Origin of the sequence: Paracoccus marinus (assembly GCF_007018965.1) — a bacterium.
Taxonomy (GTDB): Bacteria; Pseudomonadota; Alphaproteobacteria; order Rhodobacterales; family Rhodobacteraceae; genus Paracoccus; species Paracoccus marinus.
In genome coordinates this window covers 186,850-212,496 of record NZ_VJYZ01000005.1, presented here as the reverse complement: position 1 = coordinate 212,496, position 25,647 = coordinate 186,850, and the positions used below count along the sequence as shown (strand labels likewise).

The 25,647-nt window shown below is 69.9% G+C and carries 27 protein-coding genes; 13 read left to right on the top strand and 14 right to left on the bottom strand.

All coding sequences use genetic code 11. The features are described 5' to 3' along the window. Nucleotides 1-6 precede the first annotated feature (6 nt). A complete protein-coding gene (gene proB, locus FNF32_RS03645) occupies nucleotides 7-1,182 on the bottom strand; it encodes a glutamate 5-kinase (RefSeq protein WP_131673355.1) in 1,176 nt (391 codons plus the stop codon). Then, complete coding sequence (obgE, locus tag FNF32_RS03640; RefSeq protein ID WP_131673356.1) at nucleotides 1,170-2,204, bottom strand: GTPase ObgE; 1,035 nt, start codon at nucleotides 2,202-2,204, stop codon at nucleotides 1,170-1,172. The genes proB and obgE overlap by 13 nt, the downstream gene beginning before the upstream one ends. On the opposite strand from obgE, the gene FNF32_RS03635 reads away from it, so the two are divergent. The 7 genes from FNF32_RS03635 to FNF32_RS03605 all read left to right on the top strand — a co-directional run bounded on the left by FNF32_RS03635 (nucleotide 2,203) and on the right by FNF32_RS03605 (nucleotide 8,593). Further along, nucleotides 2,203-2,502 (top strand): hypothetical protein, encoded by a 300-nt coding sequence (locus FNF32_RS03635; RefSeq protein WP_131673357.1) that lies wholly within the window; start codon nucleotides 2,203-2,205, stop codon nucleotides 2,500-2,502. The two genes, obgE and FNF32_RS03635, sit on opposite strands and share 2 nt — an antisense overlap. 29 nt (nucleotides 2,503-2,531) lie before the next feature. Next, the gene (locus tag FNF32_RS03630; protein ID WP_131673358.1) at nucleotides 2,532-3,617 is read left to right on the top strand and encodes a hypothetical protein; all 1,086 of its coding nucleotides are present in this window, start codon (nucleotides 2,532-2,534) and stop codon (nucleotides 3,615-3,617) included. Nucleotides 3,618-3,709: 92 nt separating this feature from the next. After that, nucleotides 3,710-5,119, top strand: a complete 1,410-nt coding sequence (locus FNF32_RS03625) for a protein adenylyltransferase SelO (RefSeq protein WP_131673359.1) — start codon at nucleotides 3,710-3,712, stop codon at nucleotides 5,117-5,119. Nucleotides 5,120-5,188: 69 nt separating this feature from the next. Then, nucleotides 5,189-5,878, top strand: a complete 690-nt coding sequence (locus FNF32_RS03620; RefSeq protein ID WP_131673360.1) for an endonuclease/exonuclease/phosphatase family protein — start codon at nucleotides 5,189-5,191, stop codon at nucleotides 5,876-5,878. Nucleotides 5,879-5,946: 68 nt separating this feature from the next. Next, the gene (eno, locus tag FNF32_RS03615) at nucleotides 5,947-7,224 is read left to right on the top strand and encodes a phosphopyruvate hydratase (protein ID WP_131673361.1); all 1,278 of its coding nucleotides are present in this window, start codon (nucleotides 5,947-5,949) and stop codon (nucleotides 7,222-7,224) included. Between the two features lie 83 nt (nucleotides 7,225-7,307). Next, on the top strand, nucleotides 7,308-7,871 hold the full coding sequence (locus FNF32_RS03610) for a nitroreductase family protein (protein WP_131673362.1): 564 nt from the start codon (nucleotides 7,308-7,310) through the stop codon (nucleotides 7,869-7,871). Then, nucleotides 7,868-8,593, top strand: coding sequence for an EI24 domain-containing protein (locus FNF32_RS03605; protein ID WP_131673363.1), 726 nt, complete (start codon nucleotides 7,868-7,870; stop codon nucleotides 8,591-8,593). The genes FNF32_RS03610 and FNF32_RS03605 overlap by 4 nt, the downstream gene beginning before the upstream one ends. Here FNF32_RS03605 and FNF32_RS03600 read toward each other — a convergent pair. Together FNF32_RS03600 and mce are read right to left on the bottom strand one after the other, a co-directional pair. Further along, entirely contained in the window at nucleotides 8,574-8,843 is a 270-nt protein-coding gene (locus FNF32_RS03600; protein ID WP_131673364.1) for a DUF1467 family protein, read from the bottom strand. The two genes, FNF32_RS03605 and FNF32_RS03600, sit on opposite strands and share 20 nt — an antisense overlap. After that, on the bottom strand, nucleotides 8,843-9,247 hold the full coding sequence (gene mce / locus FNF32_RS03595; protein WP_131673365.1) for a methylmalonyl-CoA epimerase: 405 nt from the start codon (nucleotides 9,245-9,247) through the stop codon (nucleotides 8,843-8,845). Before mce ends, FNF32_RS03600 begins: the two co-directional genes overlap by 1 nt. A 166-nt stretch (nucleotides 9,248-9,413) precedes the next feature. Between mce and FNF32_RS03590 the strand changes: the two genes are divergently transcribed. Continuing rightward, nucleotides 9,414-10,148, top strand: coding sequence for a response regulator (locus FNF32_RS03590; RefSeq protein ID WP_131673366.1), 735 nt, complete (start codon nucleotides 9,414-9,416; stop codon nucleotides 10,146-10,148). Nucleotides 10,149-10,167: 19 nt separating this feature from the next. On the opposite strand, the gene FNF32_RS03585 is transcribed toward FNF32_RS03590, so the two are convergent. Further along, nucleotides 10,168-10,893 (bottom strand): GNAT family N-acetyltransferase, encoded by a 726-nt coding sequence (locus tag FNF32_RS03585; protein WP_131673367.1) that lies wholly within the window; start codon nucleotides 10,891-10,893, stop codon nucleotides 10,168-10,170. A 38-nt stretch (nucleotides 10,894-10,931) separates the two neighbouring features. Beyond that, entirely contained in the window at nucleotides 10,932-12,710 is a 1,779-nt protein-coding gene (gene aspS, locus FNF32_RS03580; protein WP_131673368.1) for an aspartate--tRNA ligase, read from the bottom strand. Between the two features lie 106 nt (nucleotides 12,711-12,816). Here aspS and FNF32_RS03575 point away from each other — a divergent pair, with 106 nt between their 5' ends. Next, entirely contained in the window at nucleotides 12,817-13,149 is a 333-nt protein-coding gene (locus tag FNF32_RS03575) for a DUF3147 family protein (RefSeq protein ID WP_131673369.1), read from the top strand. On the opposite strand, the gene FNF32_RS03570 is transcribed toward FNF32_RS03575, so the two are convergent. The 6 genes from FNF32_RS03570 to cobT form a co-directional block, all read right to left on the bottom strand. Continuing rightward, entirely contained in the window at nucleotides 13,146-13,751 is a 606-nt protein-coding gene (locus FNF32_RS03570) for a CPBP family intramembrane glutamic endopeptidase (protein ID WP_185961834.1), read from the bottom strand. The two genes, FNF32_RS03575 and FNF32_RS03570, sit on opposite strands and share 4 nt — an antisense overlap. A 35-nt stretch (nucleotides 13,752-13,786) precedes the next feature. Then, on the bottom strand, nucleotides 13,787-14,581 hold the full coding sequence (locus FNF32_RS03565) for a glycoside hydrolase family 25 protein (RefSeq protein WP_246087665.1): 795 nt from the start codon (nucleotides 14,579-14,581) through the stop codon (nucleotides 13,787-13,789). Nucleotides 14,582-14,716: 135 nt separating this feature from the next. Beyond that, nucleotides 14,717-16,093, bottom strand: coding sequence for an FAD-binding oxidoreductase (locus FNF32_RS03560; protein ID WP_131673371.1), 1,377 nt, complete (start codon nucleotides 16,091-16,093; stop codon nucleotides 14,717-14,719). A gap of 18 nt (nucleotides 16,094-16,111) precedes the next feature. After that, the gene (locus FNF32_RS03555) at nucleotides 16,112-17,953 is read right to left on the bottom strand and encodes an aminopeptidase P family protein (RefSeq protein ID WP_131673372.1); all 1,842 of its coding nucleotides are present in this window, start codon (nucleotides 17,951-17,953) and stop codon (nucleotides 16,112-16,114) included. Then, a complete protein-coding gene (locus FNF32_RS03550; RefSeq protein WP_131673373.1) occupies nucleotides 17,950-19,140 on the bottom strand; it encodes a patatin-like phospholipase family protein in 1,191 nt (396 codons plus the stop codon). The genes FNF32_RS03555 and FNF32_RS03550 overlap by 4 nt, the downstream gene beginning before the upstream one ends. A 14-nt stretch (nucleotides 19,141-19,154) precedes the next feature. Next, nucleotides 19,155-21,026: a cobaltochelatase subunit CobT gene (gene cobT, locus FNF32_RS03545; RefSeq protein WP_131673374.1), complete on the bottom strand. Its 1,872-nt coding sequence runs from the start codon at nucleotides 21,024-21,026 to the stop codon at nucleotides 19,155-19,157. Nucleotides 21,027-21,234: 208 nt separating this feature from the next. Between cobT and FNF32_RS03540 the strand changes: the two genes are divergently transcribed. Then, nucleotides 21,235-21,771 carry a hypothetical protein gene (locus FNF32_RS03540; RefSeq protein WP_143796479.1) on the top strand — a complete coding sequence of 179 codons (537 nt, stop codon included), beginning with the start codon at nucleotides 21,235-21,237 and terminating at the stop codon, nucleotides 21,769-21,771. 23 nt (nucleotides 21,772-21,794) lie between these two features. Next, entirely contained in the window at nucleotides 21,795-22,736 is a 942-nt protein-coding gene (locus tag FNF32_RS03535) for a 3-hydroxyacyl-CoA dehydrogenase NAD-binding domain-containing protein (protein ID WP_131673376.1), read from the top strand. 24 nt (nucleotides 22,737-22,760) lie between these two features. Here FNF32_RS03535 and FNF32_RS03530 read toward each other — a convergent pair whose 3' ends face one another. Then, nucleotides 22,761-23,258, bottom strand: coding sequence for a hypothetical protein (locus tag FNF32_RS03530; RefSeq protein WP_131673377.1), 498 nt, complete (start codon nucleotides 23,256-23,258; stop codon nucleotides 22,761-22,763). A gap of 4 nt (nucleotides 23,259-23,262) precedes the next feature. Further along, nucleotides 23,263-24,234, bottom strand: coding sequence for a cobaltochelatase subunit CobS (gene cobS / locus FNF32_RS03525; protein WP_131673378.1), 972 nt, complete (start codon nucleotides 24,232-24,234; stop codon nucleotides 23,263-23,265). A gap of 85 nt (nucleotides 24,235-24,319) precedes the next feature. On the opposite strand from cobS, the gene FNF32_RS03520 reads away from it, so the two are divergent. Further along, nucleotides 24,320-24,877, top strand: a complete 558-nt coding sequence (locus FNF32_RS03520) for a sigma-70 family RNA polymerase sigma factor (protein WP_131673409.1) — start codon at nucleotides 24,320-24,322, stop codon at nucleotides 24,875-24,877. Then, a complete protein-coding gene (locus FNF32_RS03515; protein WP_131673379.1) occupies nucleotides 24,874-25,590 on the top strand; it encodes an anti-sigma factor in 717 nt (238 codons plus the stop codon). Before FNF32_RS03520 ends, FNF32_RS03515 begins: the two co-directional genes overlap by 4 nt. Nucleotides 25,591-25,647 lie beyond the last annotated feature (57 nt).

Here is a 25,647-nt window from a genome sequence, read left to right as displayed (position 1 = left end):
CCGCCGCTAGCGTCCCACGGCCATGTCGTCGCGATGGACCAGCGCGGCCCTCGGCTCGTATCCCAGCACCGCCGCGATCTCGTCGCTTCGTAGCCCGGCGATCCGGCGCGCCTCGGGCGCGTCGTAGCGCGCGATTCCCTGCGCCAGCCGCACGCCCCCGGCATCGACGATGGCGACCGGATCGCCGCGCAGGAAGTTGCCGGCGACCGCCGCGACCCCGGCGGGCAGCAGCGAGCGCCCGTCAGCCAGCGCCCGCGCGGCGCCCGCGTCCACGACCAGTTCGCCCCGCGGCTTCATCGCCGCGATCCAGCGCTTGCGGGCGGCGTGGGGATCGCCCTCGGGCAGGAACCACGTCACCCGGGCCCCCGACGCCACCGCCGAAAGCGGGCGCAGCACCGATCCCTCGGCGATCGCCATCGCGCAGCCGCCCGCGACGGCGGTGCGCGCGGCCATCAGCTTGGTCTTCATCCCGCCCTTGCTCAGCCCGCTGACCGGGTCGCCGCCCATCGCCTCGATCTCGGGCGTCAGGCGCTCGACCACCGGGATGTGGCGGGCGTCCGGGTCGGTCTTGGGGTTCGCGGTGTAAAGCCCGTCCACATCCGACAGCAGCAGCAGCTGGTCCGCGCCGCAGGTCACCGCGATCTGCGCGGCCAGACGGTCGTTGTCGCCGAACCGGATCTCGTCGGTGGCCACCGTGTCGTTTTCGTTCACGATCGGCACCACGCCGAGCGCGAGCAGTGTCTGCATGGTCGCGCGGCTGTTGAGATAGCGGCGGCGATCCTGCGAATCCTCCAGCGTGACCAGCACCTGCCCGGTGGTGACGCCGCTGGGGGCCAGCATTTCCTCGTAGGCGCGGGCAAGGCGGATCTGGCCGACGGCGGCGGCGGCCTGCGCCTGTTCCAGCGTCAGCGCAGCGGCGCGCAGGTCCAGCACTCGCCGCCCCAGCGCGATAGACCCCGACGAGACCAGGATCACGTCCACCCCGCGCCTGCGCCATTCGGCAACGTCGTCGCACAGCGCCCGCAGCCAGCCGGTCCGCAGCCCGCCTTCGTCCACCAGAAGCGCGCTGCCGATCTTGATGACGAGCCGGCGCGCCCGCGCGATGTCGGGCAGGCCGGGCGATGCCGGTGCCGCCTCGGGCACCGCGCCCGCGCCGGGGTGAATATCGCCTAGGGCTGCCATGTCCCGACATCGTCGGCCGCGGCGACGGCCTGGCGGGTGGGTTCGATCTGCGACCACAATGCGCGCAGCACCTCGGTCACGCCCTCGCGCGAGACGCCGGACATGGTCAGGACGGGGCCGCCGGTCTCGGCCTCAAGCGCGGCGCGGCGTTCGGCCACCGTGTCGTCGTCCAGCGCGTCGATCTTGTTCAGAACGGTGATCCGGTGCTTGTCGGCCAGCACCTGCGAATACGCCTCGAGCTCGGTCAGGATGGTGCGCGCGTCGCCCGCCACGTCCTCGGACGTGCCGTCGACGAGGTGCAACAGCACGTTCGAGCGTTCCACGTGGCCGAGGAACTGGTCGCCCAAGCCCCTGCCCTCGCTCGCGCCCTCAATCAGGCCCGGAATGTCGGCCATGACGAACTCGTGGCTGTCCACGCCCACGACGCCAAGGTTCGGCACCAGCGTGGTGAAGGGATAATCCGCGATCTTCGGCCGGGCGTTCGACACCGCCGACAGGAACGTGGACTTGCCCGCATTGGGAAGCCCGACGAGGCCCGCATCCGCAATCAGCTTCAGCCGCAGCCACAACGTGCGTTCGATGCCCTCGATCCCCGCGTTCGCGCGCCGGGGCGAACGGTTGGTCGAGGTCTTGAAGTGAAGGTTCCCCCAGCCGCCGTTGCCGCCCTTGGCAAGCAGCACCCGCTCGCCCGCGCGGGTCAGGTCGGCGATGACGGTTTCCTGGTCCTCGTCAAGGATCTCGGTCCCGGCCGGCACCTTCAGCAGGATGTCGTCGCCCGACGCGCCGGTGCGCTGCGCGCCCATGCCGTGCTGGCCCGACTTCGCGAAGAAGTGCTGCTGGTAGCGGAAATCGATCAGCGTATTCAGGCCGTCCACGGCCTCGGCCCAGACGTCGCCCCCGCGTCCGCCGTCGCCGCCATCGGGCCCGCCATATTCGATGAACTTCTCACGCCGGAACGACACGCAGCCGGCGCCCCCGCCGCCCGAGCGGATATAGACCTTGGCAAGGTCGAGAAACTTCATGGCCGTCCTCTTGCAGCAAGGGACATGGGTAATACGCAAGGACGGCGGACGCAACCGTGTCGGGCGCGGGCCACACGGGTGGCGGGATGCCGGTTTTGCCGTGTCTTATCATTTGATTGAGCGTGGTAGGATCGCGGTCGCCCCGGAACTGCGCGCGCCTCGCGGCGTTTATCGCGCAAGGCCGCGTCGCAACGACGGGCCGCCACCACTGGGGGACCATCTCATGAACTCGATCATTTATCTCGTCGGCCTCGTCGTCGTCGTTCTTTTCATCCTGTCGCTGCTGGGGCTTCGTTGATGGAGCGCGGGACGACACAGGGCGGCAACATGCCCGGTTCCGTGGGCGCGCCGGCTGCGGGCGACGCCGGGCGCGGCTACGTCGACTGGGGCGCGATCCTTGCCGGCGCGGCGATCGCCGCCGGCACGTCGATCGTGCTGACGACCTTCGCCGCGGCGCTGGGTCTGGGCGCGATCTCGGCCGAGCCGGACGGCAACATGGTCAGCGGCTGGGGTCTGGCGCTGACGGCGCTTTTCACCGTGATCTCCATGGTCGCGATCTACATGCTGGGCGGCTACATCGCGGGCCGGCTTCGCAAGCGCGTCGATGCGTCCAGCCGTGACGAAGTCACCGCCCGCGACGGCATTCACGGGCTCGTCGTCTGGGCGCTGGGGATGATCCTTACGGGCTTCATCGCCGCGAACGCGATCGGCGGCGGCGCAAAGGCCGTCGGATCGGCGGCGGGTACGGCGGTCGATGCCGCCGGATCGGCCGTGGGCGGCATCGCGCAGGGCGCGGGCCAGCTTGCGGGCGGCGTCGTGTCGGGCGCGGGCCAGGCGGTCGGCGGCGCGGCCGCGGGCGTGGGCCAGGCGGCCGAAGGCACGCTGGGCGATGCGCTGCCCGAGGGGCTTGCGTCGAACCCGCTCGACTATCTGACCGACGGGCTGCTGCGGCAGAACACCCCGGCCGCCGGCTATTCGGAAGCGGCGCTGCGGCGTGAGGTCAGCGGCATCCTGATGTCCCTGATCCGCACCGGCGAGATCAGCGAGACGGACCGCCAGTATCTCGTCAGCGCCGCCGCCGCGCGGACCGGCCTGACCGAAGCCGAGGTGAACGCCCGCGTCGATGCGGCCGTCGCCCAGGCGCGCGAGATCCGGGCCGAGGCCGAGCGCACGCTGGAAGAAGCCCGCCAGCGGGCCGAAACCCTGCGCCAGGAAGCCGAGGCGAAGGCCCAGCAGGTCGCCCAGCAGGCGATCGACGCGGCCGAGACTGCACGGCGCGGTGCGATCCTGTCGGCGTTCCTGCTGGCGGCGTCGTCGCTGGTGGCCGGTGCCGCGGCCTATATCGGCGCGGTTCGCGGCGGCCGCCACCGCGACGAGAACAAGCTGTGGGGCGGTCTGCGCTACCACCGCTGATCCCGACGCACATTTGACGGCCCGCCGGCGACGGCGGGCCGATTTCGTGCCGCCGGCTTCAAATCCGGCATGGCCGAACCCAGATAGGTCTCATGACAGCACCGACATTCGACAACAGCTATGCTCGCCTCGGCGCGGGCTTCTTTGCCCGCACCCCGCCCGTCCCGGTGGCAGATCCTGGCCCTATCGCCGTCAACGGCGAGCTGGCGACGCGGCTGGGCCTGGACCCGGAATGGCTGAAAAGCCCCGCAGGGGTGGCGGCGCTCGCCGGGAACCTGGTGCCGCCGGGTGCCGATCCGATCGCGCAGGCCTATGCCGGGCACCAGTTCGGGGGGCTTTCGCCGCAGCTGGGCGACGGCCGCGCCGTGCTGCTGGGCGAGGTCGTGGCACCCGACGGCGCCCGCTTCGACATCCAGCTGAAGGGATCGGGACCCACCCCGTTTTCGCGCCGAGGCGACGGGCGCGCGTGGCTGGGTCCGGTGCTGCGCGAATACCTCGTAAGCGAATTCATGCATGCGGCGGGCGTCCCCACGACCCGGGCACTGGCCGCCGTCACCACGGGCGAGCAGGTGGTCCGGGAAAGCCCGCTTCCCGGCGCCGTCCTGACCCGCGTCGCATCAAGCCACATCCGCGTCGGCACGTTCGAGTTCTTCGCGATCCGGGGCGACAACGAACGGCTGCAGGCGCTGACCGACCACGTCATCGCCCGCCACTACCCCGACGCGGGCGACGCGATGGGGATGCTGCGCGCGGTCGTCTCACGGCAGGCCGAGACGGTGGCGCACTGGATGGCGCTGGGGTTCGTCCACGGCGTCATGAACACCGACAACATGGCCGTGTCGGGGGAAACGATCGACTATGGCCCCTGCGCGTTCATGGACGCCTACCACCCCGACACGGTGTTTTCGTCGATCGACCGGGGCGGGCGCTATGCTTGGTCGGAACAGCCGCGCGTGGCGGTCTGGAACCTCGCGCAGCTGGCAAGCTGCCTGATCCCGATCATGGGCGACGAACAGACGGCTGTCGCCGAAGCGACCGAGATCGTCCACGGCTTCCCCGAGCTTTACCAGGCCGCCTGGCTGCGCCGCTTTGCTGCAAAGCTGGGGTTGGCGGCCCCGGAGCCGAGCGACCGCGCCCTGGTCGAGCGGCTGCTCGACCTCATGGCCGCGCAAAAGGCCGATTTCACCCGCGTCTTCCGCGGCCTCGCCACGGGCGACGCGGCGGCCGAGTTCGCGGATCCCGCCCCGTTCGAGGCGTGGCGGGCCGACTGGCAGGCGCGCGACCCCGACTGTGCACTCGCCCTGCGCGTCAACCCCGTTCGGATCCCGCGCAACCACCGTATCCAGCAGGTGATCGAGGCGGGCGTTCACGGCGACTTCGAGCCCTTCGCGGCCCTGGGCGAGGCGCTGAGGCTTCCGTTCGAGGATCGGCCTGAATGGGCCGACCTGTCGCTACCGCCCCGCGAGGGGGAAGAGGTGCGGGTCACCTTCTGCGGCACCTGAGCGGGGCGGGGCGATGGGCCAGACGAGAGACCCGGCGATGCACCAGGCTACGACGGGGCGCAGGGCGCCATGAAGTTCCGGCTGGCGAGCTACAACCTGCACAAGTGTCGCGGCATGACCGGACCGCACGCGCCGGAACGCAACCTTGCCGTCATCGCCGACATGGAGGCCGACGTGGTTGCCCTGCAAGAGGTGGATTTCCGGTTCGGCGCGCGGCCCGAGGCCCTGCCCCGCGCGCTGATCGAGGACATGACCGGCCTCGTCCCCGCGCCGCATCTGGGCACCAGCAGCCTGTCGCTGGGCTGGCACGGCCAGACCCTGCTGCTGCGCCCCGACCTCGCCGCGCAGGCGCGGCTGCGCCGCCTTCCCCTGCCGGGGATCGAGCCGCGCGGTGCGCTGGCCCTGATGCTGCCCGAGGTGACGGTGGTGGCGATCCACCTTGGCCTCGCGCGGTCGTCGCGCCGGGCGCAGCTGGCGCGGCTGGTCGCCAAGGCCGCCCGGATCGGGTCCGAGGCGCTGGTGCTGACCGGCGACTTCAACGAATGGCGCGACGACCGGGGGCTGGAATCACTGCAACCGCTGGACGTGATCGCGCCGGGGCCAAGCTGGCCCGCGCCCTTCCCGCAGCTGCGCTACGACCGGATTGCGATCTCGCCCCGGCTTCGGGTGCTGCAATCGGCGGTCCACGACACGCCCCTTGCCCGCCGCGCCTCGGACCACCTGCCGATCTGGGCCGACCTTGAACCTTTCGCCGGTTAGCGCCACCAAGCTTTCCCCCATCCGGCCGGGGGGTTAAGACACCGGCGAACCCCCACAGGAGCGCGCCCATGACCGCCATCATCGACATCTATGCCCGCGAAATCCTCGACAGCCGCGGCAACCCGACCGTCGAGGTCGACGTGACGCTGGAAGACGGCACCATGGGCCGCGCGGCGGTTCCGTCGGGCGCCTCGACCGGCGCGCACGAGGCGGTCGAAAAGCGCGACGGGGACAAGGCGCGCTATCTCGGCAAGGGCGTGCTGGAAGCGGTCGCCGCCGTCAACGGCGAGCTGTCGGAGAACCTGGTGGGCGAGGACGCGACCGAGCAGCTGGCGATCGACCGCATGATGATCGAGCTGGACGGCACCCCCAACAAGTCCCGGCTTGGCGCGAACGCCATCCTCGGCGTGTCGCTGGCCGTCGCGAAGGCCGCCGCCGAGGCGACGATGCAGCCCCTTTACCGCTACGTCGGCGGCACCGGCGCGCGCGTCCTGCCGGTCCCGATGATGAACATCATCAACGGCGGCGAACATGCCGACAACCCGATCGACATCCAGGAATTCATGATCATGCCGGTGTCGGCCGACACGCTGCGCGACGGCGTGCGGATGGGGTCCGAGATCTTCCACACGCTGAAGAAGGAACTGTCGGCGGCGGGCCTGTCCACGGCCATCGGCGACGAGGGCGGGTTCGCGCCCGACATCTCGTCCACCCGCGACGCGCTCGACTTCATCCTGCGGGCGATCGAAAAGGCGGGCTACAAGCCCGGTGAAGACATCATGCTGGCGCTCGACTGTGCCGCGACCGAATACTTCAAGAACGGCAAGTACGAGATTTCGGGCGAGGGGCTGTCGCTCAGCGCGGCCGAGAACGTGGACTACCTTGCCGCGCTCTGCGCCGACTATCCGATCCTGTCGATCGAGGACGGCTGTTCCGAGGACGACTGGGAAGGCTGGAAGCTGCTGACCGACCGGCTGGGCAAGTCGGTCCAGCTGGTGGGTGACGACCTGTTCGTAACGAACCCGCTGCGTCTGGAAGAAGGGATCAAGCGCGGCTGCGCCAACAGCCTGCTCGTGAAGGTCAACCAGATCGGCACCCTGTCCGAGGCGCTGGACGCCGTCCGCATGGCCGACCGCGCGGGCTTCACCAGCGTGATGTCGCACCGCTCGGGCGAGACCGAGGACGCGACCATCGCCGACCTCGCCGTCGCCACCAACTGCGGCCAGATCAAGACCGGCAGCCTGTCCCGTTCCGACCGGCTGGCCAAGTACAACCAGCTGATCCGCATCGAGGAGATGCTGGGCGAGACTGCCGAATACGCCGGCCGCTCGATCCTGCGGACCTGAAGTCCCACTACCCGGGCCGGGCCGGTGACGCCCGGCCCGGCTGCTACCTATCTGACCCGCCATTCCCCTGATCCGAGGCGCGCATGACCACCGAAGCCAGCGATTTCCTGCGCCGCCGGCGGTCGCACCCGCCAAAGACGCTGCGCGGCCCCGCCCCCTCGCGCGCCGAGCTGGCCGACCTGCTGACGCTTGCGACCCGGGTTCCCGACCACGGCAAGCTGACCCCGTGGCGGCTGGTGGTGCTGGAACGCGCGGCGCTCGACCGCCTCGCACCCCTGCTTGCGGACTACGTGGCCGCTGCGGGCGGCGACGAGGCGGCGGTGCAAAAGGCGCGCGACGCCTTTGCCTCGCCCGTGATCGTGGCCGTCGTCTCGGCGCCCGTGGACGATCCCAAGGTGCCCGAATGGGAACAGTTCCTGTCGGCCGGCGCGGTGTGCCTGTCGCTGGTGAACGCGGCGCTCGCGGCCGGCTGGGGCGCATCGTGGCTGAGCGGCCGGGCGACCGACGCGGCCTTCGCGCAGGCGCATCTCGGTGTGGCCGCGCACGAGCGCGTCGCCGGGCTGATCCATATCGGCACAAGGGGCGAGACCGCGGTCCCCGACCGCCCCCGCCCCGATGTGGCCGCCATTTCGACCTACCTGCCATGACCGGGCTCGCCGCCTTTCCCGTCGCGCTGATCCGCGGCCTCGGCGACCTGCTTCGGCCGCGCATCTTCAGCGTCGTCCTGCTGGGTGTCGCCCTGACGATCCTGCTGTTCGTGCTGTCGCAGGCCGCGATCTTCTGGGCGCTTGCGGCTTTCGGCCCGGATCACATCACCCTGCCCTGGATCGGCGCGATCCAACTCGGATCGGCGCTGTCCTGGGGATCGCTTGCCCTGTTCCCGGTCATGGGGTTCTTCCTGATGACGCCGGTCGCGGCCGGGTTCGCCGGGCTGTTCACCGAGCGGGTGGCGGCGCGGGTCGAAGCCGCGCACTACCGCGAAAGGCGCGGCCGCTCGACCGATTTTCTCGACGGTTTGCTCGAGTCCCTCGCCGTGGTGGCCGCCGCGCTGGGGATCGCGGTCGCGCTCTTGGTCCTGTCGCCGTTTCTCGGGCCGCTGGCGCCGATCGCATTCTACCTTGCGAACGGCTGGCTTCTGGGGCGCGAGTTCTTCGCCATGGCCGGGCGCCGCCACGTCCCGACCGCGCGCGCGCACGAGATCCGCAGGCGCGAACGCGGCGCGGTGATGCTGCTGGGGATCGCGGTCGCGGCGCTGCTGACCGTCCCGGTCCTCAACATCGTCGTCCCGGTGCTGGCGGCGGCGTCATTCACCCACCTCTACCAGATCGTGACGCGGAACGAGGCGGCGGTCAGACCCCCAAGGGGTTGAACGAGGTCACGTCGGCGCGGGTCACGATGTCGGCCATGATGACCCACGCCAGCACCGCGAAAAGCGCCGTCGCCAGCATCGTGGCCCAGATCGCCTTCAGCTTCAGCCGCGGCTCGGCCGGCGCGCCCGCATGGGTGCCGGGCACGATGTCGCCCGCATCGTCCTGGCTGCGATGCCCGATCGGCAGCATCAGGAACAGGCACAGGAACCACAGCGTGGCGTAAAGGACGATCCCGCCGGTGATGGACATCAGACCTGCTCCAGTTCGACAAGGCAGCCGTCGAAATCCTTGGGGTGAAGGAACAGGACCGGCTTGCCGTGCGCCCCGATCTTCGGCGTCCCGTCGCCCAGCACGCGCGCGCCCTGCGCAGTGAGGCGGTCGCGAGCGGCGAGGATGTCGTCGACCTCGTAGCACAAGTGGTGGATGCCGCCCGACGGGTTGCGGTCAAGAAATGCGCGAATCGGGCTGTCATTGCCCAGGGGGTGCAGCAGTTCGACCTTGGTGTTGTCCAGCTCGACGAACACGACGGTCACGCCGTGGTTGGGCTCGTCCTGCGGCGGCCGCACGACCGCGCCGAGCGTGTCGCGGTAACGGGCGGCGGCGGCGGCAAGGTCGGGGACGGCAATGGCTATGTGGTTCAGGCGGCCGATCATGGAACGCTCCCGCTGCAATCGCGGGTTTCTACGTCCGATCCGGGTCGGGCGAAAGCCCCCGGATTGTCGCAGGCCACGTGCGGGGCGGCGTTAACCGCGCATTAGGCAGACCGGCCGTAGGGTCTGGACAGGGCCGATTCGAGGCCGATCTTTGGGGAACGCGCCGATGCACGACTGCAAGAATCCGATCACCCGCGACGACACCGCGCCCCTGTGGCGCGCGGCACTGCCGGGGCGACCGCTGACGGGGCTGACGGTGCTGGTGGTCGAGGATTCGCGCATCGCGTCCGAAGCCGTGCGGCTTTTGTGCCTGCGCTCGGGCGCGCGCATCCGCCGCGCCGACAGCCTGCGGGCGGCCGCCCGGCATATGGCGACCTATCGCCCGGCGGTGGTGATCGTGGACCTGGGCCTACCCGACGGGAACGGCGCGGAACTGATCCGCACCATCGCCGAGGCAACGCCCCGCGTTCCGGTGCTGCTGGGCATGTCGGGCGATCCCGACAACGAAACGGTGGCGCTGACGGCCGGGGCCGACGCGTTCCTGGCCAAGCCCGTGGAAAGCCTGGCCGTGTTCCAGCACGCGATCCTGTCGAACCTGCCCGCCGACGCGCGGCCGACCGGCCTGCGGCTGGTGGTCGACGACACCATCGTTCCCGACAGCGGCGCGCTGCGCGACGACCTCGTCCACGTGGCCGAGGTGCTGGCGGCGGCCGAAAGCACCGACTGCATCGACTATATCGCCCGCTTCCTTGCCGGCGTGGCCCGGTCGTCGCACGATCCCCGGCTCGAGGATGCGGCAACGGCGCTCGCGCGCGATCATTCCGCCGGGCGGGCGCTGGCGGCCGACCTAGCGCGTATCAGCGGGCTGGTGCAGGACCGGCTGGCGGCGGCGGGGGCGTGACGGGGCGCGGCCTGGCCCTTCAGCGATCCGCCAGGTCTTGCCGGATCGCCTGCAAGGACCGGCGCTGACGTCCCGCCGCGTCGAAGTTGCCGGGGTCGAGCCAGGCGTCGTGCGCCGCCGCGATGGCGGGCCAGTCGTCATCGGTCATCGCCCACCATGCCGTGTCGCGGTTGCGGCCCTTGGTGACCATGTGGTTGCGGAACGTGCCCTCGTAGATGAACCCGAAGCGGTCGGCGGCCCGCATCGACGGCGCGTTCAGGTCGTTGCACTTCCACTCGACGCGGCGGTAGCCCGCCTCGAACGCCCAGCGGATCATCAGCATGATCGCCTCGGACGCGGCCGAGGTTTGCTGCAGGACTGGGGCGATCTGGATATGCCCGATCTCGATCACGCCGTTGGCGCGGTCGATGCGCAGGAAGGACGCGACGCCGCCGATGGTGCCGGTGCCATGCGAACGCAGCGCATAGAAGAACGGATCGGCCGACCCCGCCACGCTTGCCTGCCAGTCGCGGTAGCCGGCCGGACCCTCGAACGGGCCGTAGCCGAGATAGTCCCAGATCTCGGCACGACCCGCATTGGCGGCGAACAGATCGGCCGCGTGCCGGTCCGGGTCCAGCCGTTCCAGGGTGACAAACCGCCCCTGGATCCGGTCGGGGCCCGGGGCGGGCGGCGGCGTGAAATCCGCGACCTCGCGCCCCAGCGGGCGGTCCCCCGTGCCGATCTTCAAGTGCGGATCGTCGGTCATCCGACCCCTGTCAACCTTCCAGGCCCACCGCGCGCGCCTCAGGCGTCCTTCGGCAGCGCCCGCAGGCGCAGGTCGCGCATCTGTTCGTTGGTGGGTTCGCTCGGCGCGCCCATCATCGTGTCCTCGGCGCGCTGGTTCATCGGGAACATGATGACCTCGCGAATGTTCTGCTCGTCGGCCAGCAGCATCACGATCCGGTCGATCCCCGCCGCGCAACCACCGTGAGGGGGGGCGCCATAGCGGAACGCCTTGACCATGCCGCCGAAGCGCTTTTCCACCTCGGACGCCGGATAGCCCGCGATTTCGAACGCCTTGAACATGATCTCGGGCGTATGGTTGCGGATCCCGCCCGAGATCAGCTCGTACCCGTTGCAGGCGAGGTCGTACTGATAGGCGTGGACCTTGAGCGGGTCGCCGTTCAGCGCCTCGAGCCCGCCCTGCGGCATCGAGAACGGGTTATGGGAAAAGTCGATCTTGCCGTCGTCGGTGCGTTCGTACATCGGGAAATCGACGATCCAGGCGAACTTGAACTGCTTTTCGTCGATCAGTTTCAACTCGCGCCCGATCTCGGTCCGCGCGCGGCCGGCGACAGCCTCGAAATCCGAAGGCTTGCCGCCAAGGAAGAACGCGGCATCTCCCTCGCCCAGACCAAGCTGGGTGCGGATGGCTTCGGTCTTGTCCGGCCCCAGCGCCTTGGCGATCGGACCGGCGGCTTCGGTCGCGCCGCCCTCGTCCTTGCGCCAGAAGATGTACCCCATTCCCGGCAGCCCCTGCCCTTGCGCGAACGCGTTCATCCGGTCGGCGAACTTGCGCGACCCGCCGGTCGGCGCGGGGATCGCGCGGACCTCGGTCCCGTCCTGTTCCAGCAGCTTGGCGAAGATGCCGAAGCCCGAACCGCGGAAATGGTTGCTTACGTCCTGCATCTCGATCGGGTTGCGCAGGTCGGGCTTGTCGGTGCCGTATTTCCGCAGGCTCTCGACATAGGGGATCAGCGGCCAGTCGGCATCGACGCGACGGCCGCCGCCGAATTCCTCGAACAGGCCCTGGATCACCGGCTGGACGGCGGCGAACACGTCCTTCTGCTCCACGAACGACATCTCGACGTCGAGCTGGTAGAAGTCGGTTGGCGAACGGTCGGCGCGCGGGTCCTCGTCGCGGAAGCAGGGCGCGATCTGGAAATAGCGGTCGAAGCCCGCGACCATGATCAGCTGCTTGAACTGCTGGGGCGCCTGCGGCAGCGCGTAGAACTTGCCCGGGTGCAGCCGCGACGGCACGAGGAAGTCGCGCGCTCCTTCGGGCGAGGACGCGGTGATGATCGGGGTCTGGAACTCGGTAAATCCGGAATCCCACATGCGGTTGCGGATCGACCGGATCACCTTCGACCGCAGCATCATGTTGTTGTGCAGGCTTTCGCGCCGCAGGTCGAGGAAGCGATAGGCGAGGCGCGTTTCCTCGGGGTAGTCCTGGTCGCCGAACACCGGCAGCGGCAGTTCGTCCGCGGGGCCCAGCACCTCGACCGCGGTCGCGTACACCTCGATTTCGCCCGTCGGCAGCTTCGGGTTCACGAGGCTCGCGTCGCGCAGCTTCACGCGCCCGTCGATGCGGATCACGGTCTCGGCCCGCAGCCGTTCCAGCGCCGCGAAGGCGGGCGAGTCGCTGTCGGCGATGACCTGAGTGATGCCGTAGTGGTCGCGCAGGTCGATGAACAGTACGCCGCCGTGATCGCGGACGCGATGCACCCAGCCCGACAGGCGGATCTCGTTGCCCGCGTCCTGGGCAGTCAGCTGGCCGCAAGTATGAGAGCGATAGGCGTTCATCGGGCTTCCTTTCCGGCCTCGGCCGGTGCATCCTTATCCGGGCGTGCATACACGGGTTTGAAGGCGTGAAGTCAAGGCGGCGCCACAGCAAAACGCAAGAGACGCCATGCTCTATCTGCTGCTGAAGGCTGCCATTTCCGGGGTTCTCATCGCGCTCGCTTCCGAGACGGCGCGGCACAACGCGTCAGCGGGGGCGCTGGTCGCATCCCTGCCGCTGGTGTCGGTGCTGGGCATGATCTGGCTGTGGCACGACACCCGCGACCCGGCACGGCTGGCCGATCACGCGCAGGCGACGCTGTGGTATGTGCTGCCATCCCTGCCCATGTTCCTGCTGATCCCGGTCCTGCTGCGCGCGGGCGTCGGTTTCTGGCCCAGCCTCGGCGCGGGCTGCGCGCTGACCTTCGGTCTTTACCTGCTGACGATGCGGCTGGTCGGCTAGAACGGCCGGACCACGTTGCCCGACCAGAAGAACTCGCCCATCCCCATGGTGAACAGGATGTTGCCCGCCAGCCCGTGGATCAGCCACGCCGCCGGGAAGCCGCGCTTCATGTAGACGTCGGCGAAGATCCAGCCGCCCACGAAGGTCATCACCGCCACCACCGGCGACCAGTACATCATGTGCGCGAGCGAGAAGATCGCGGCGTTGGTCAGCCGTGCGCTCCGCTCGGACCCGAACAGGGCGCCGTAGCGGTGAAAGAAGAGGACGCGGAAGATCACCTCCTGCGGCAAAGCCGACAGGAGCGGGTAAAGCACCCAGAGCAGCGCCAGGAGCCTCAGCCGCTCGGGCGAGACGTTGGGCATGAAGCCGGGCTTCGTCGCGGCCATGACGAGAAATGCCGCAACCGCCACGAACACGCAGAACACCGCCATCCGGCCCCAGCGCACCTCGCCCCAGCCCGAGACGAGGCTTTTCCAGTGATAGTCCCCGGTCAGCCGGATCAGGAACACCGACAGCAGGCAGAAGGCCGACAGCGTTGCGAACATGTAGACGGGGTTCACGAACACCGCGATCGCAATCGGCGCCGCAACGAACAGCGCCACGAACTCCCATATCAGCCTCGCATGCGGTTTCGCGATTAGCGAACCACGCGGCTGTTCACCCACTGCTGCCATTGTCTGCGGTTCCCGGCGAATGCGTTGAGATCGACATTGCCGCCAAAGCCGGGCGCGGTGCCCGTGCCCGTGTACTGCCAGAACGTCCAGCGCTGGCCCGGATAGGTACGGCGCGGGTGATCGGCGACGGAACGCAGCCAGTATTCCGCCGGCAGCGCGCGCAGGTTGGCCTCGCGGTAGAAGTCGACCGTCGTGTAGACGACCGGCCGCTGGCCGTAATACTGTTGCAGGACGGACATGAAGATTCCGACTTCACGATGGATCTCGGCTTGTGACGGCTTGTAGCGGCAGGTCCGCGACGTGTGGACCCACTCAAGATCCACAACGGGCGGAAGCGCGCCGCGTTCCCGCGGAACGTTCGCAATGTACCACGCCGCCTGTTCCGCCCCCGACCGGCAGAAGTAATAGAAGTGATAGCCGCTGCGCGGGATGCCCGCCGCGCGGGTCTGTTCCCAGTAGGTACGGAACATCGGATCGGCGTGATCGCCGCCCTCGGTCGCCTTGATGAAGGCGAAGCTGATGCCCGCCTGGCGCGCCCGGTTCCAGTCCACGCCGCCCTGATAACGCGAGACGTCGACCCCGTGGACCTCGTGGTTGTAGGGGTGGCCGCTGGTCCAGACATGGGGCGCGGTGTCGCCAAGCTGCGGGACCGTGCCGCCGACGTAACCCGCGCCGCCGCGCGAGCCGCCGCCCCCGCCGCCGCACGCCGTCAGCACCGCCAAAGACAAGATCGCCGCAATCTTCAGGATGTTTTTCACTGCCCCGCCCCTCGTTCATTCGTGGTCGCTTGTTTGTGAGCTTTGTTTCACAGGGCCGCCGTCCCGTCATGAGGGACCGATGACGCGGGCGATCACTAAACCGTCAGGCCGGCGGCGACGGACGGCGGTGCCCGCTCAGGCGTCGGGGACGATCTTGCCGGGGTTCAGGATGCCGTTGGGGTCGAGCGCCCGCTTGATCGCGCCCATGACCTGCCAGGCATCGCCATGCTCCGCCTCCATCAAGCCGCGCTTGCCCAGGCCGATGCCGTGTTCGCCGCTGATCGTGCCGCCGACGGCGAGCGCGCGTTCCGCCATCCGCCGGGCCAGCGCCTTGGCCTGCGCGATCTCGTCTGCGTTGCCCGGATCGACCAGCATCAGGGTGTGGAAATTGCCGTCGCCCACATGGCCGACGATGTCGCCCATGATGCCCGCGGCCTTCATGTCGGCGTCGGCCGCGGCCACCTGCCCCGGCAGTTCGGTCATCGGCACGCAGGCGTCGGTCACGACGCCGGTGGCGCCGGGCCGCAGCTTCAGCGTGGCCCAGTAGCTCGCGTGACGCGCGGCCCAAAGCCGGTTGCGTTCGTCGAGCGAGGTGGCCCAGGCGAAGCCCTGCCCCGCGAACTCGGCCGCAAGCTCGCCGAAGGCTGCGGCGTTGGCGCGCACCGCGTCGGGGCTGCCCGCGAACTCGATCATCAGGTGCGGCAGCAGCGGATAGTCGCTGCCCAGATGAAGGTTCACGGCCTTCATCGCCATCGGGTCCATGAACTCGATTCGGGCCATCGGGATGCCGGCCTGCATGGTCATCGCCACGCAGCCCACCGCATCCTCGAGCGTGGCAAAGGCGCAGACGCCCGCCGCCACGTCCTCGGGCTGGCCGTGCAGCTTCAGCGTCAGCTCGGTGATGATGCCGAGCGTACCCTCGGAGCCGACGATGAGGCCGGTCAGGTCGTAGCCGTTGCTGGCCTTGGCCGCGCGGCTGCCGGTGCGGATCACGCGGCCGTCGGCCAGCACGACCTCGAGCGCAAGGACGTTCGGACGCATCGTGCCGTAGCGGACGGCGGTGGTGCCGCTGGCGCGGGTCGCGGCCATGCCGCCCAGGGTCGCGTTGGCGCCGGGGTCGATCGGGAACATCAGCCCGGTCGCGCGAAGCTCGCGGTTCAGGTCCTCGCGCGTGACGCCAGGCTCGACGATCGCCAACATGTCGCCCGCACGCACCTCGATCACCCGGTTCATCCGGGTCAGGTCCAGCGTCAGGCCGCCGCGGACCGCCAGCGCGTGCCCCTCCAGCGACGTGCCGGCCCCCCAGCCCACGACGGGGACCAGATGTTCGTTGCAGATCTTCAGGACGGCCGACACCTCGGCGGTGCTGAGCGGCCAGGCGACCGCGTCGGGCGGCGGCGCGCGGTGGAAGGTTTCGGACCCCGCATGCGCGTCGCGGTCGGCATCGGTGGTGGACAGGCGGGGGCCGAGAACGTCGCGAAGCGCGTCAAGGGCGGCGGCAGGGATCGGCATGGCGGGACAGTTCCGGGTTCAGGCGGGCGCGCGGGCCGCAAGCGGCCGGGTCGCGGACACGAGCCAGTCAAGATCGCCGCCGTCGAGCAGCGGCGACAGTTCGGCCCTGACACGGGCGTGATAGGCGTCGAGCCAGGCGATGTCGCCGGCCGACAGGATGCCCGCGTCCAGATCGACGAGCCGGGTGTCGATGGGGACCAGCGTCAGCGTCTCGAACCCGAGCATCGCGCGCCCGTCAGGGCTTTCGGCATCCTCGACGGCGATCAGGTTCTCGATGCGGATGCCGAACGCGCCCTCGCGGTAGTAGCCGGGCTCGTTCGAGAAGATCATGCCTGCCGCGATCGGCACCTCGGACCGCCGCGCGATCCGCGCAGGCCCCTCATGGACGCCAAGCGCCGCCCCGACCCCGTGGCCGGTCCCGTGGTCGTAGTCCAGCCCCGCCTGCCACAGCGGCGCGCGGGCGACCGGGTCGATGTCGCGCCCGGAGAACCCTTTCGGAAAGCGCAGGCGGCTCAGCGCGATCATCCCGGCCAGCACGCGGGTATAGGGGTCGCGGGCGTCGCGCGCCACCGGTCCGACGGGCATCGTGCGGGTGACGTCGGTGGTGCCGTCGGCATACTGCCCGCCCGAATCGAGCAGCAGCAGCTCGCCCGGCGCGACGGTGCGGTTGGTCTTTTCGGTGACGTGGTAATGGACGATGGCGCCGTTCGGGCCGGACCCGCAGATCGTGTCGAAGCTGAGATCGCGCGCCCCCGCCCCTTCGCGGCAGCGTTCCAGCTGGCGCACCACGTCGATCTCGGAAAAGCTGCCCGGCTCCTGCGCGTCGATCCAGGCGAGGCAGCGCACGACGGCCGCGGCATCGCGCAGATGCGCGGCCCGCATCCCCGACAGTTCGGCCGCGGTCTTGACGGCCTTGGGCAGAGCGACCGGATCGTCGGCGGCGGCGATCCCGATGCCCGCCCCCTCGATCAGCCGGAACAGCTTGTCGGGCGCGGTCTGCGGGTCGATGCGGACCGGCCCCTCAAGCCCCAGCAGCGCCGGGGCAAGCCCGCCCATCGGCAGGACGGACACCTCGTTGCCCAGATGCGCGCGCAGGTCGGGGTCGAAGCGCGCGGGATCGGCGAACAGCGCGACATGGCCGTCGTCGCCCAGGATCGCAAAGGCCTGCACGGCGGGGTAGCGCGGCACGTCCGCGCCGCGGATGTTGAGCAGCCAGGCGATGGAATCCGGCTGGGTCAGCACGGCGGCGCGCTGGCCTTGCCCCACAAGCTCGGCCGCGATCCGCGCGCGGCGTTCCTGCGGCGTGGCGCCGGCAAGGTCGGAGGGGTGGATGCGGACCGGGCCGCCCGACGGCTCGGGCCGATCGTGCCAGATCGCGTCCACCGGGTTCTCGATCGGGACAAGAGCGATCGAGGCGGTGGACAGACGTTTCTGCAGCCCCTCGATTTCGCTTCGGGTGTGAAGCCACGGGTCGAACCCGACCCGGCCGCCGCCCGGCAGCGCCTCGAGCAGCCAGTCCGCCGGCGCGGTCTCGGGCCAGGGCACCGGGGTGAGGACAGCGGCGTCGGTCTCGGCCCGGACCTGCACCCGGTAACGGCCGTCGATGAACAGCCCGGCGCGGTCGGCGGTGACGATGGCGAAGCCCGCGCTGCCCGAAAACCCGGTGAGCCAGCGCAGCCGGGCGTCGCGGTCGGTCACGTATTCGCCCTGGAACGCGTCGGCGCGGGGCACGATCACGGCATCAAGGTCCTGTTCGGCCATCACCGCCCGCAGCGCCGCGATCCGCGGGGCGGCCGTGGCCGGGTCGCCTGTGGCGGTAAAGTCCTGCCAGCCCGGCGCGGCCGCTTCGTTTCCGGTCATTCCCCCACCCCCGTCAGTTCGGCCATCGTCCCCCAGGCGCGGCCCGAAAGGCCCGCCGCCTCGCCGGTCGCAAACAGTGTCCGCATGTAGCGCGGCTCGAACGGGCGTTCGTAGCGCAGCGGAAAGTTCGGCGGCACGGCGGTCAGGTGCAGGTCGAAGTCACCCGCCTGCGCGACCGCCTGGATCTCGGCGATATCGCCGCGCGACTGCGCCTTCAGCACGGTGCTGAGCGAGCGCCGCGCGATCCCGATGGCGGTCGAACTCGTCGCCTCCCACTCGGGCCCCAGCTTGGCGTTGCGGATCACCCACATGTTGCGCGCCCCCGCCCGCGGCGGCACATCCAGATTGCCCGGATAGGCGAAGACGCCGCGCGTCACGCCGCCATCGACGTGTATTTCCTTGAACCCCGTCCCGTTCCGCACCGCGTCGAAGGTGACCGGGGGGAACACGCCGGGGATCGCGGCCGAGGCGAGGATCACGCGCCGGATCAGCGCCACGCGGTCGGGCCTGCCCGACGCCGCGATCCGCCCGATGTCCCAGATGACGAGCCGCTGCGCGTCGAGGTTGGTGGTTCCGATCAGCAGCAGCCGCCCCTTGCGCCGTTCCTCGGCGATCCGCGCCACCAGTTCGGGCGATATCACCTGCTCGATCCGCCGGGCCAGCGGACCTGGATCGGCGGCGGCGATCCCGCCGGTCAGCAGGCTCGCGATCTTGAGACGGTAGATGTCCTCGGCCTCGGTCCGGGTGTAGAAATCGCGCAGGTAGCCGTCATAGGCGCTGCCGAGGAACGCCATCGGCGCGATCAGCGCCCCGGTCGAGATGCCGGTCACGGCGTCGAACTCGGGCCGGGTGCCCAGTTTCGACCAGCCGTTCAGGAACCCCGCGCCATAGGCGCCGTCGTCGCCGCCGCCGGAAATCGCCAGAAGGTCGAGCCGCTGGCGCGACGCCGCGCGGTCGTAGACGGCGCGGGTCAACGGCTCGTCGCGCGGCATCGGCTGCGCCGTGTCGCCGAAGCTGCGGATCAGCGGGCCATATCCCGGGATCTCGCCCAGGGGATCGCCGGTCGGCGTGTCGGGCGGCGGCGGGTCGGACGCGCGGGCGCGCGTCAGGTTGCACCCGCCCGTCGCCAAAATCATCAGGCCCGAGGTCACGCCCCCGGAAACCACGCCGCGCCGTGTGATCATCATCCGCGCCCCAAGTTCTATCGTGCCGCCCTGCGGGCCTGGTTGCCGAAGGCGCGCGCGCGCTTCCTCGGATCGCTTTCGAACAGCGCCGCAAGCTGTTCGGTGATCGCGCCGGCAAGCTGCTCGGCGTCGGTGATCGTGACCGCGCGCTCGTAATAGCGGGTCACGTCATGGCCGATGCCGATCGCGATCAGCTCGACCTGGCGGCGGCGTTCCACCATCGCGATCACGTCGCGCAGGTGCTTTTCAAGATAGTTCGCCGGGTTCACCGACAGCGTGCTGTCATCGACCGGCGCGCCGTCGGAAATGACCATCAGGATCTTGCGCGCCTCGGACCGCCGGACCATCCGCCGATGCGCCCATTCCAGCGCCTCGCCGTCGATGTTTTCCTTGAGCAGCCCTTCCTTCATCATCAGGCCGAGGTTGGGGCGCACCCGCCGCCACGGCGCGTCGGCGTTCTTGTAGATGATGTGCCGCAGGTCGTTCAGGCGCCCCGGCGCGGCCGGCCTGCCCGCCTTCAGCCATTCCTCGCGCGACTGCCCGCCCTTCCACGCGCGGGTCGTGAAGCCCAGGATCTCGACCTTGACCGAGCAGCGTTCCAGCGTCCGCGCCAGAACGTCGGCGCAGATCGCGGCGATGGAGATCGGCCGCCCGCGCATCGAGCCCGAGTTGTCGATCAGCAGCGTGACCACGGTGTCGCGGAACTCGGTGTCCTTCTCGACCTTGAAGCTGAGCGGCGTCGTCCGGTTCGCGACCACGCGGGCAAGGCGGCCCGCGTCCAGCACGCCCTCTTCCTTGTCGAACTCCCAGCTGCGGTTCTGCTGCGCCTGAAGCCGGCGCTGCAGCTTGTTGGCAAGCCGCGAGACCGCGCCGCGGAGTGGGTCGAGCTGCTTGTCGAGATAGGCGCGCAGGCGCTCCAGCTCGGCCGCGTCGGCAAGATCCTCGGCCGCGATTTCCTCGTCGTGAAGCTGCGTGTAGACGCGGTACTCGCTGCTCGCCTCGCTGACCTGCGGCGGCAGCTCGGGCGGCATCTCGCTGTCCGACATCTCGGACTCTTCGGACAGTTCGTCGTCGGCCTGGTCGTCCATGCTGACCTGGGCCTGACGTTCTTCCTGCGTCTGTTCCTGCGTGCGCTCGGGGCTCGCCTCGGCGTCCTCGCCTTCCTCTTCCTGCTGGGGCGGGTTCTGGCCGGACTCGTCGTCCTCCTGCTCGGCGCTCTCGTCGCCTTCGTCCTGCGCGTCGTCGGGGTCGTCGCCCAGCTGGTCGGCATAGCCGAGGTCGGCGATCATCTGCCGGGCGATGCGGGCAAACGCCGCCTGGTCGGCCAGCGCGGTCGCCGCGCGGTCAAGGTTGCCGCCCGCCTGTTCCTCGACGAAGGGGCGCCACAGGTCGGCCACGTGCTGCGCCGCCGCCGGCAACCGGCGGCCGGTCGCCGCCTGCCGGACCAGCAGCCCGGCCGCAACCGACAACGGCGCGTCCGAGGCCTGCCGGATCTGCCCGTAGCCCTTGCGCTCGGCCTCGGCCCCGATCCTGGCGTCGATGTTGGACAGCGCGCCCGGCATGTCGCGGGCGCCAAGCGCCTCGCAGCGGGCGGTTTCCATCGCCTCGTACAGTTCGCGCGCGACAGGGCCCGCGGGGGTGTAGCGCAGATGCGTCGCCGGGTCGTGATGGCGGACCTTCATCGCCAGCGCATCGGCGGTGCCCCGCGCCATCAGCACCTCGTCGCGGGTCATGCGGCGGCTGACCTGCGGCAGGCGCATCGTGTCGCCCGCCACGCCCGAGGGGTCGGCGGTGAAGGTGACGTTCAGCTCGTGCTGCTCGGCCAGGGCGCGCGTCGCCTCGGACAGGGCCTTCTTGAACGGATCGGCGGGGTTGTCGGTCTTTTTCATGCGGCGGTCGTGATGGTTCCGGGCAGGCGGCGTGCGGGTCGGCGTGCGGGTCGGCCTCTGGGGCAAAGGGGCGCGCGGGCGGCTGGCATGCATCCTTGTCCCGCATGCGCGCGACGAAGTCGAGTGGCTGCGGGGGCGGAACCCCGCCGTCCCCCGGCCGTTGGACGGCACGCCAGCCCCGGAGACGCCGATGATCCCTGCCCGCGCGATGACCCTGTCAATCCTCATTGCCGCAGTAGCGCCGGCCGCGGCGCAACCGGCGGCGTCCGGCCCGGTGCTGGACGCGGCGGCACCGGTCTGCGTCGCGGGCGTCAAGGACGCCTACCGCAAGGGCTACGCCGACGGGGTCGATGCGATCGGATCGCAGCTCGCGCAATCGACCGCGCGGATGCAGGAACAGGTGCAGGCGCAGTTGAACGAACAGTTGCGTCAGCTGCAGCGGCAATCCTCGGCCGAGCTGGACACGCGCATCGCCGCCGCGCAGGAAAAGGCGCTGGACGAACAGGGCGCGGTGGTCGCAGGCGGAACAACGGTTGCGCCGGATGCCCGGATGCCGTCGCTATCCGCGACGATCCAGTCGCTTGACGCCCGCACCGCGCGGGGCGCGGGCGGTCCCGCAACGCCGCAGCCCGCCGCCCCTACCGACCCCGCCGCCCTGCCGCCGGGCACGACGATCACGATCACCGATCCGCAGGCCTTGCCGCCCGAGTTGTTCCGCGCCTTGATGGACTTCGCCTCGCGCTGAGACGGTCAACGAAAGGAACGGACATGCGGATCGACGACGACGCCCGGATCGCGGTGATCGGCACCGGCACCATCGGCGCCAGCTGGGCCGCGCTGTTCCTCGCCGCCGGGCACGACGTGGCCGCCAGCGACCCGGCAGAGGGCGCCGAGGCCCGGCTGCGCGCGCAGGTGGCCGCGAACTGGGGCGACCTTGCCGCGCTGGGCGTCGCAAAGGGGCCGGTCGAAAGCGCGCTGGAACGGCTGACCTTCCACGCCGATCCGGCAGAGGCCGCGCGCGGCGCGCAGGCGGTGCAGGAAAACGCGCCCGAGCGGATCGAGGTCAAGCGCGACCTGCTCGCCCGGCTCGAAACCACCCTCGCGCCCGATGCGCTGATCCTGTCCTCGACCTCGGGCCTGAAACCCACCGCCATGCAGCAGGACATGACGCATCCCGGCCGGCTGGTCGTCGGCCACCCGTTCAACCCGCCCCACCTGATCCCGCTGGTCGAAATCGTGGGCGGCGAGCGCACGTCCGACGACGCGATTCTTGCGGCGGTCGCGTTCTACGAGCGGCTGGGCAAGCAGCCGATCCGCCTGAACCGCGAGATCACCGGCCATGTCGCGAACCGCCTGCAGGCGGCGCTGTGGCGCGAGGCGGTGTTTCTGGCGCGCGAGGGCGTGGCCTCGGTCGCCGACATCGACCGCGCGCTGACCGGGGCCGTCGGTATCCGCTGGGCGCTGATGGGCCCGCATTTGACGTTCCACCTGGGCGGCGGCGCGGGCGGGATGGAGGGGTTCGTGAAGAACCTGGGCCCCGCGGTGGAAAGCTGGTGGGCGGACCTGGGCGACGCGACGCTGGACGACGAGACGGCACGGGTGCTGGTCGAGGGCGTGGCAGAGGAGACCGGCGGGCGCGACGTCGAGGAACTGGCGCGGCAGCGGAACGCGGCCCTGATGCGGCTGCTGGCGCTGGACAGGCGGGTGTGAGCGAAGACGGCGGATCAGGGGCGTCTAGCTGCCGCCCTTCAATTCCGCTGCAATCCGGAAAGCCTCTTTGACGATATCTTCCGCTGTCGGCTCAAAGGTGTCGAGTGGCTCGCCGACACGTTCCGCCCAATCTTGTTTCCAGAAGAACAGGTCCGAACTCTTCCCCGAGGGCTCGTTTCGGTGCCACACCTTGAGCCAGTAGTGCAGCTTGGCCTGATCTTCCGCCACCTCCTCGATGATGCGCTGCGCCACATGGACAAGCTGCGCCCGGTCGAGCCCGGTGGGGATGTTCGTGGGCATCAGGATGCGGGCGGCGAAGTCCTCGCCATCTTCCGCGGCATAAAGCTCGACAAGGTCCTCTTCGGTCAGGTCGTCCCGGTCCGTCAGCGCGTTCAGCCGCGCGATCTGCACGCTCGCATCTGCGGGCACGTCCAGAAGGTCGACGATCTCGGTCACGAGCGCAATGACCTCGGCCAACCGCTCCGGGTGCCGCATCTCGGGTTCGGGAAGCGGCACCGTCATCGGATCACCCCGCCTTCGCCACCGCGCTTTCCGGCAGTTCCTCGTCGAACAGGCGCTGGTAGAACTCGGCCACCGTCTGCCGCTCCAGCTCGTCGCACTTGTTCAGGAAGGTCAGCCGGAACGCGTAGCCCACGTTGTCGAAGATGCGGCTGTTCTGCGCCCACGAGATCACCGTCCGCGGGCTCATCACCGTGGACAGGTCGCCTTGCATGAAGGCCGTCCGCGTCAGGTCGGCCAGCGTCACCATCTGTGCCACGATCTTGCGGCCCTTGTCGGTGTTCATCTGCGGCACCTTCGCCAGCACGATCGCGGTTTCTGCATCGTGGCTGAGGTAGTTCAGCGTCGCCACCAGGTTCCAGCGGTCCATCTGACCCTGGTTGATCTGCTGGGTGCCGTGGTAAAGCCCTGTCGTGTCGCCAAGGCCCACCGTGTTCGCGGTCGCGAACAAGCGGAAATAGGGGTTGGGCGCGATGACCTCGTTCTGGTCCAGAAGGGTCAGCTTGCCCTCGGCCTCAAGCACGCGCTGGATTACGAACATCACGTCGGCGCGACCCGCGTCGTATTCGTCGAAGACGATCGCGGTCGGGTTGCGCAGCGCCCAGGGCAGAATGCCCTCGTGGAACACTGTGACCTGCTTGCCCTCGACCAGCTTGATCGCGTCCTTGCCGATCAGGTCGATCCGGCTCACGTGGCTGTCGAGGTTCACGCGGACGGCGGGCCAGTTCAGGCGCGCGGCAACCTGCTCGATATGGGTGGACTTGCCCGTGCCGTGATAGCCCTGGATCATCACCCGGCGGTTATAGGCGAAGCCCGCCAGGATGGCGAGCGTGGTGTCGGGATCGAACTTGTAGGTCGGGTCGATGTCCGGCACGCGCTCGGTCCGCTCGGCAAAGCCGCGCACCTTCATCTCGCTGTCAATGCCGAACACGTCGCGAACGTTGATGTCCTCGGTCGGTTTCGCGTTCTGATCCAGCATTGCCGCACGTCCCATGTTCCGTTAACCGGGGTTTGATGAAGTATTCGGGACCCGCATGCAAGGGTCGCCCGCCGCGGGGATGGACATGACCACGACGACGCAGGCGCGCCGATCGCACGTCGAGACCATGATCGCGCAGGTGGCGCTGGGTGACCGCGCCGCCTTCGACGCGCTGTACGCCGCCACCTCGGGGCGGCTTTACGCGATCTGCCTGTCGGTCCTGAAGGACCGGGTCGAGGCCGAAGAGGCGCTGCAGGACGTCTATGTCAGCATCTGGCGCGCGGCCGGCCGCTATACCGTCAACGGCCTGTCGCCCATGACGTGGCTGATCACGGTCGCCCGCAACCGCGCCATCGACCGGCTGCGTGCCCGCAAGGGGGTCGCGGCGGTGCCCGAGGATGCCGTGGACCTGCCCACCCCGGTGCCCGACGGCGAGACGCACGCGATCCGCGCCGAACAGCAGCAGCACCTGCTGGAATGCCTGGACGAGCTGGATGAGGACCGGGCGACGGCCGTGCGCGGCGTCTACCTGGAAGGGATGAGCTACGCCGACATGGCGCAGGCGCAGGGCGTGCCGCTGAACACCGTCCGGACGTGGCTGCGGCGCAGCCTGATGCGGCTGAAGGACTGCGTGGACAGATGAGCGACGACACCACGCCAGGTCCCGCGACCGAACCCGACGATCCCGCCTTTGACGAGGCGGGCGCGCAGGCGGTCGAATACGCGCTGGGGCTGCTCGATGCCCAAGAGTCGGCGGCGGCCGCCGTGCGGATGCGGGCCGAGCCCGTCTTTGCCGCCGAGGTCCGCGCCTGGCAGGAACGGCTGGCTCGGCTCGCCGCCGACCTGCCGCAGGTGCCGCCGCACTACACCGTCAAGAAACGGCTGGACGCCCGGCTGTTCGCTGCGCCCGCCCGCCGCGGGCTTGGATTGCGCGGCTGGCTGGCGGCCGCGCTGACGGCAGCTGCGGTTGCGGTGGCGGCGCTTGTGATCGCCCCGGCGCTCATGACCCAGCAGGCGGACCGGATCGCGGAACTGTCGGTGCCCGATCGCGGCCTGAGGATCACGACGGCATTTGACACCGACGCGGGCGCCGTCGAAGTGACGCTTGCCGAAGGGCCGGCGCCTGCCGACGGCGACCTTGAGGTGTGGTGGATATCGCCCGACGCGGCCCCGGTCTCGCTGGGGCTCGCCCCGCATGACGGAACCGTCACGCTGCCGCTGCCGCGCGACGTCGCCGCCCACGCCGCCGACGCCCAGGGGGTGACGATCGCGCTGTCGTCCGAACCGCGCGGCGGCTCGCCCACCGGCCAGCCGACCGGACCGGTGCTGGCGACCGCACCCCTCACGACCCTGTGATGTCGTTTTTCCGGCGGGGCTGAAACTCTCGCCGGTTTCCTCCGTGTCTTGGGGCAT

Excerpts from the sequence above, each read along its gene's own strand:
- proB (WP_131673355.1), bottom strand. The coding sequence starts at position 1,182 with ATGGCAGCCCTAGGCGATATTCACCCCGGCGCGGGCGCGGTGCCCGAG.
- FNF32_RS03635 (WP_131673357.1), top strand. The coding sequence starts at position 2,203 with ATGGCCGTCCTCTTGCAGCAAGGGACATGGGTAATACGCAAGGACGGC.
- obgE (WP_131673356.1), bottom strand. The coding sequence starts at position 2,204 with ATGAAGTTTCTCGACCTTGCCAAGGTCTATATCCGCTCGGGCGGCGGG.
- FNF32_RS03630 (WP_131673358.1), top strand. The coding sequence starts at position 2,532 with ATGCCCGGTTCCGTGGGCGCGCCGGCTGCGGGCGACGCCGGGCGCGGC.
- FNF32_RS03625 (WP_131673359.1), top strand. The coding sequence starts at position 3,710 with ATGACAGCACCGACATTCGACAACAGCTATGCTCGCCTCGGCGCGGGC.
- FNF32_RS03620 (WP_131673360.1), top strand. The coding sequence starts at position 5,189 with ATGAAGTTCCGGCTGGCGAGCTACAACCTGCACAAGTGTCGCGGCATG.
- eno (WP_131673361.1), top strand. The coding sequence starts at position 5,947 with ATGACCGCCATCATCGACATCTATGCCCGCGAAATCCTCGACAGCCGC.
- FNF32_RS03610 (WP_131673362.1), top strand. The coding sequence starts at position 7,308 with ATGACCACCGAAGCCAGCGATTTCCTGCGCCGCCGGCGGTCGCACCCG.
- FNF32_RS03605 (WP_131673363.1), top strand. The coding sequence starts at position 7,868 with ATGACCGGGCTCGCCGCCTTTCCCGTCGCGCTGATCCGCGGCCTCGGC.
- FNF32_RS03600 (WP_131673364.1), bottom strand. The coding sequence starts at position 8,843 with ATGTCCATCACCGGCGGGATCGTCCTTTACGCCACGCTGTGGTTCCTG.
- mce (WP_131673365.1), bottom strand. The coding sequence starts at position 9,247 with ATGATCGGCCGCCTGAACCACATAGCCATTGCCGTCCCCGACCTTGCC.
- FNF32_RS03590 (WP_131673366.1), top strand. The coding sequence starts at position 9,414 with ATGCACGACTGCAAGAATCCGATCACCCGCGACGACACCGCGCCCCTG.
- FNF32_RS03585 (WP_131673367.1), bottom strand. The coding sequence starts at position 10,893 with ATGACCGACGATCCGCACTTGAAGATCGGCACGGGGGACCGCCCGCTG.
- aspS (WP_131673368.1), bottom strand. The coding sequence starts at position 12,710 with ATGAACGCCTATCGCTCTCATACTTGCGGCCAGCTGACTGCCCAGGAC.
- FNF32_RS03575 (WP_131673369.1), top strand. The coding sequence starts at position 12,817 with ATGCTCTATCTGCTGCTGAAGGCTGCCATTTCCGGGGTTCTCATCGCG.
- FNF32_RS03560 (WP_131673371.1), bottom strand. The coding sequence starts at position 16,093 with ATGCCGATCCCTGCCGCCGCCCTTGACGCGCTTCGCGACGTTCTCGGC.
- FNF32_RS03555 (WP_131673372.1), bottom strand. The coding sequence starts at position 17,953 with ATGACCGGAAACGAAGCGGCCGCGCCGGGCTGGCAGGACTTTACCGCC.
- FNF32_RS03550 (WP_131673373.1), bottom strand. The coding sequence starts at position 19,140 with ATGATGATCACACGGCGCGGCGTGGTTTCCGGGGGCGTGACCTCGGGC.
- cobT (WP_131673374.1), bottom strand. The coding sequence starts at position 21,026 with ATGAAAAAGACCGACAACCCCGCCGATCCGTTCAAGAAGGCCCTGTCC.
- FNF32_RS03540 (WP_143796479.1), top strand. The coding sequence starts at position 21,235 with ATGACCCTGTCAATCCTCATTGCCGCAGTAGCGCCGGCCGCGGCGCAA.
- FNF32_RS03535 (WP_131673376.1), top strand. The coding sequence starts at position 21,795 with ATGCGGATCGACGACGACGCCCGGATCGCGGTGATCGGCACCGGCACC.
- FNF32_RS03530 (WP_131673377.1), bottom strand. The coding sequence starts at position 23,258 with ATGACGGTGCCGCTTCCCGAACCCGAGATGCGGCACCCGGAGCGGTTG.
- cobS (WP_131673378.1), bottom strand. The coding sequence starts at position 24,234 with ATGCTGGATCAGAACGCGAAACCGACCGAGGACATCAACGTTCGCGAC.
- FNF32_RS03520 (WP_131673409.1), top strand. The coding sequence starts at position 24,320 with ATGACCACGACGACGCAGGCGCGCCGATCGCACGTCGAGACCATGATC.
- FNF32_RS03515 (WP_131673379.1), top strand. The coding sequence starts at position 24,874 with ATGAGCGACGACACCACGCCAGGTCCCGCGACCGAACCCGACGATCCC.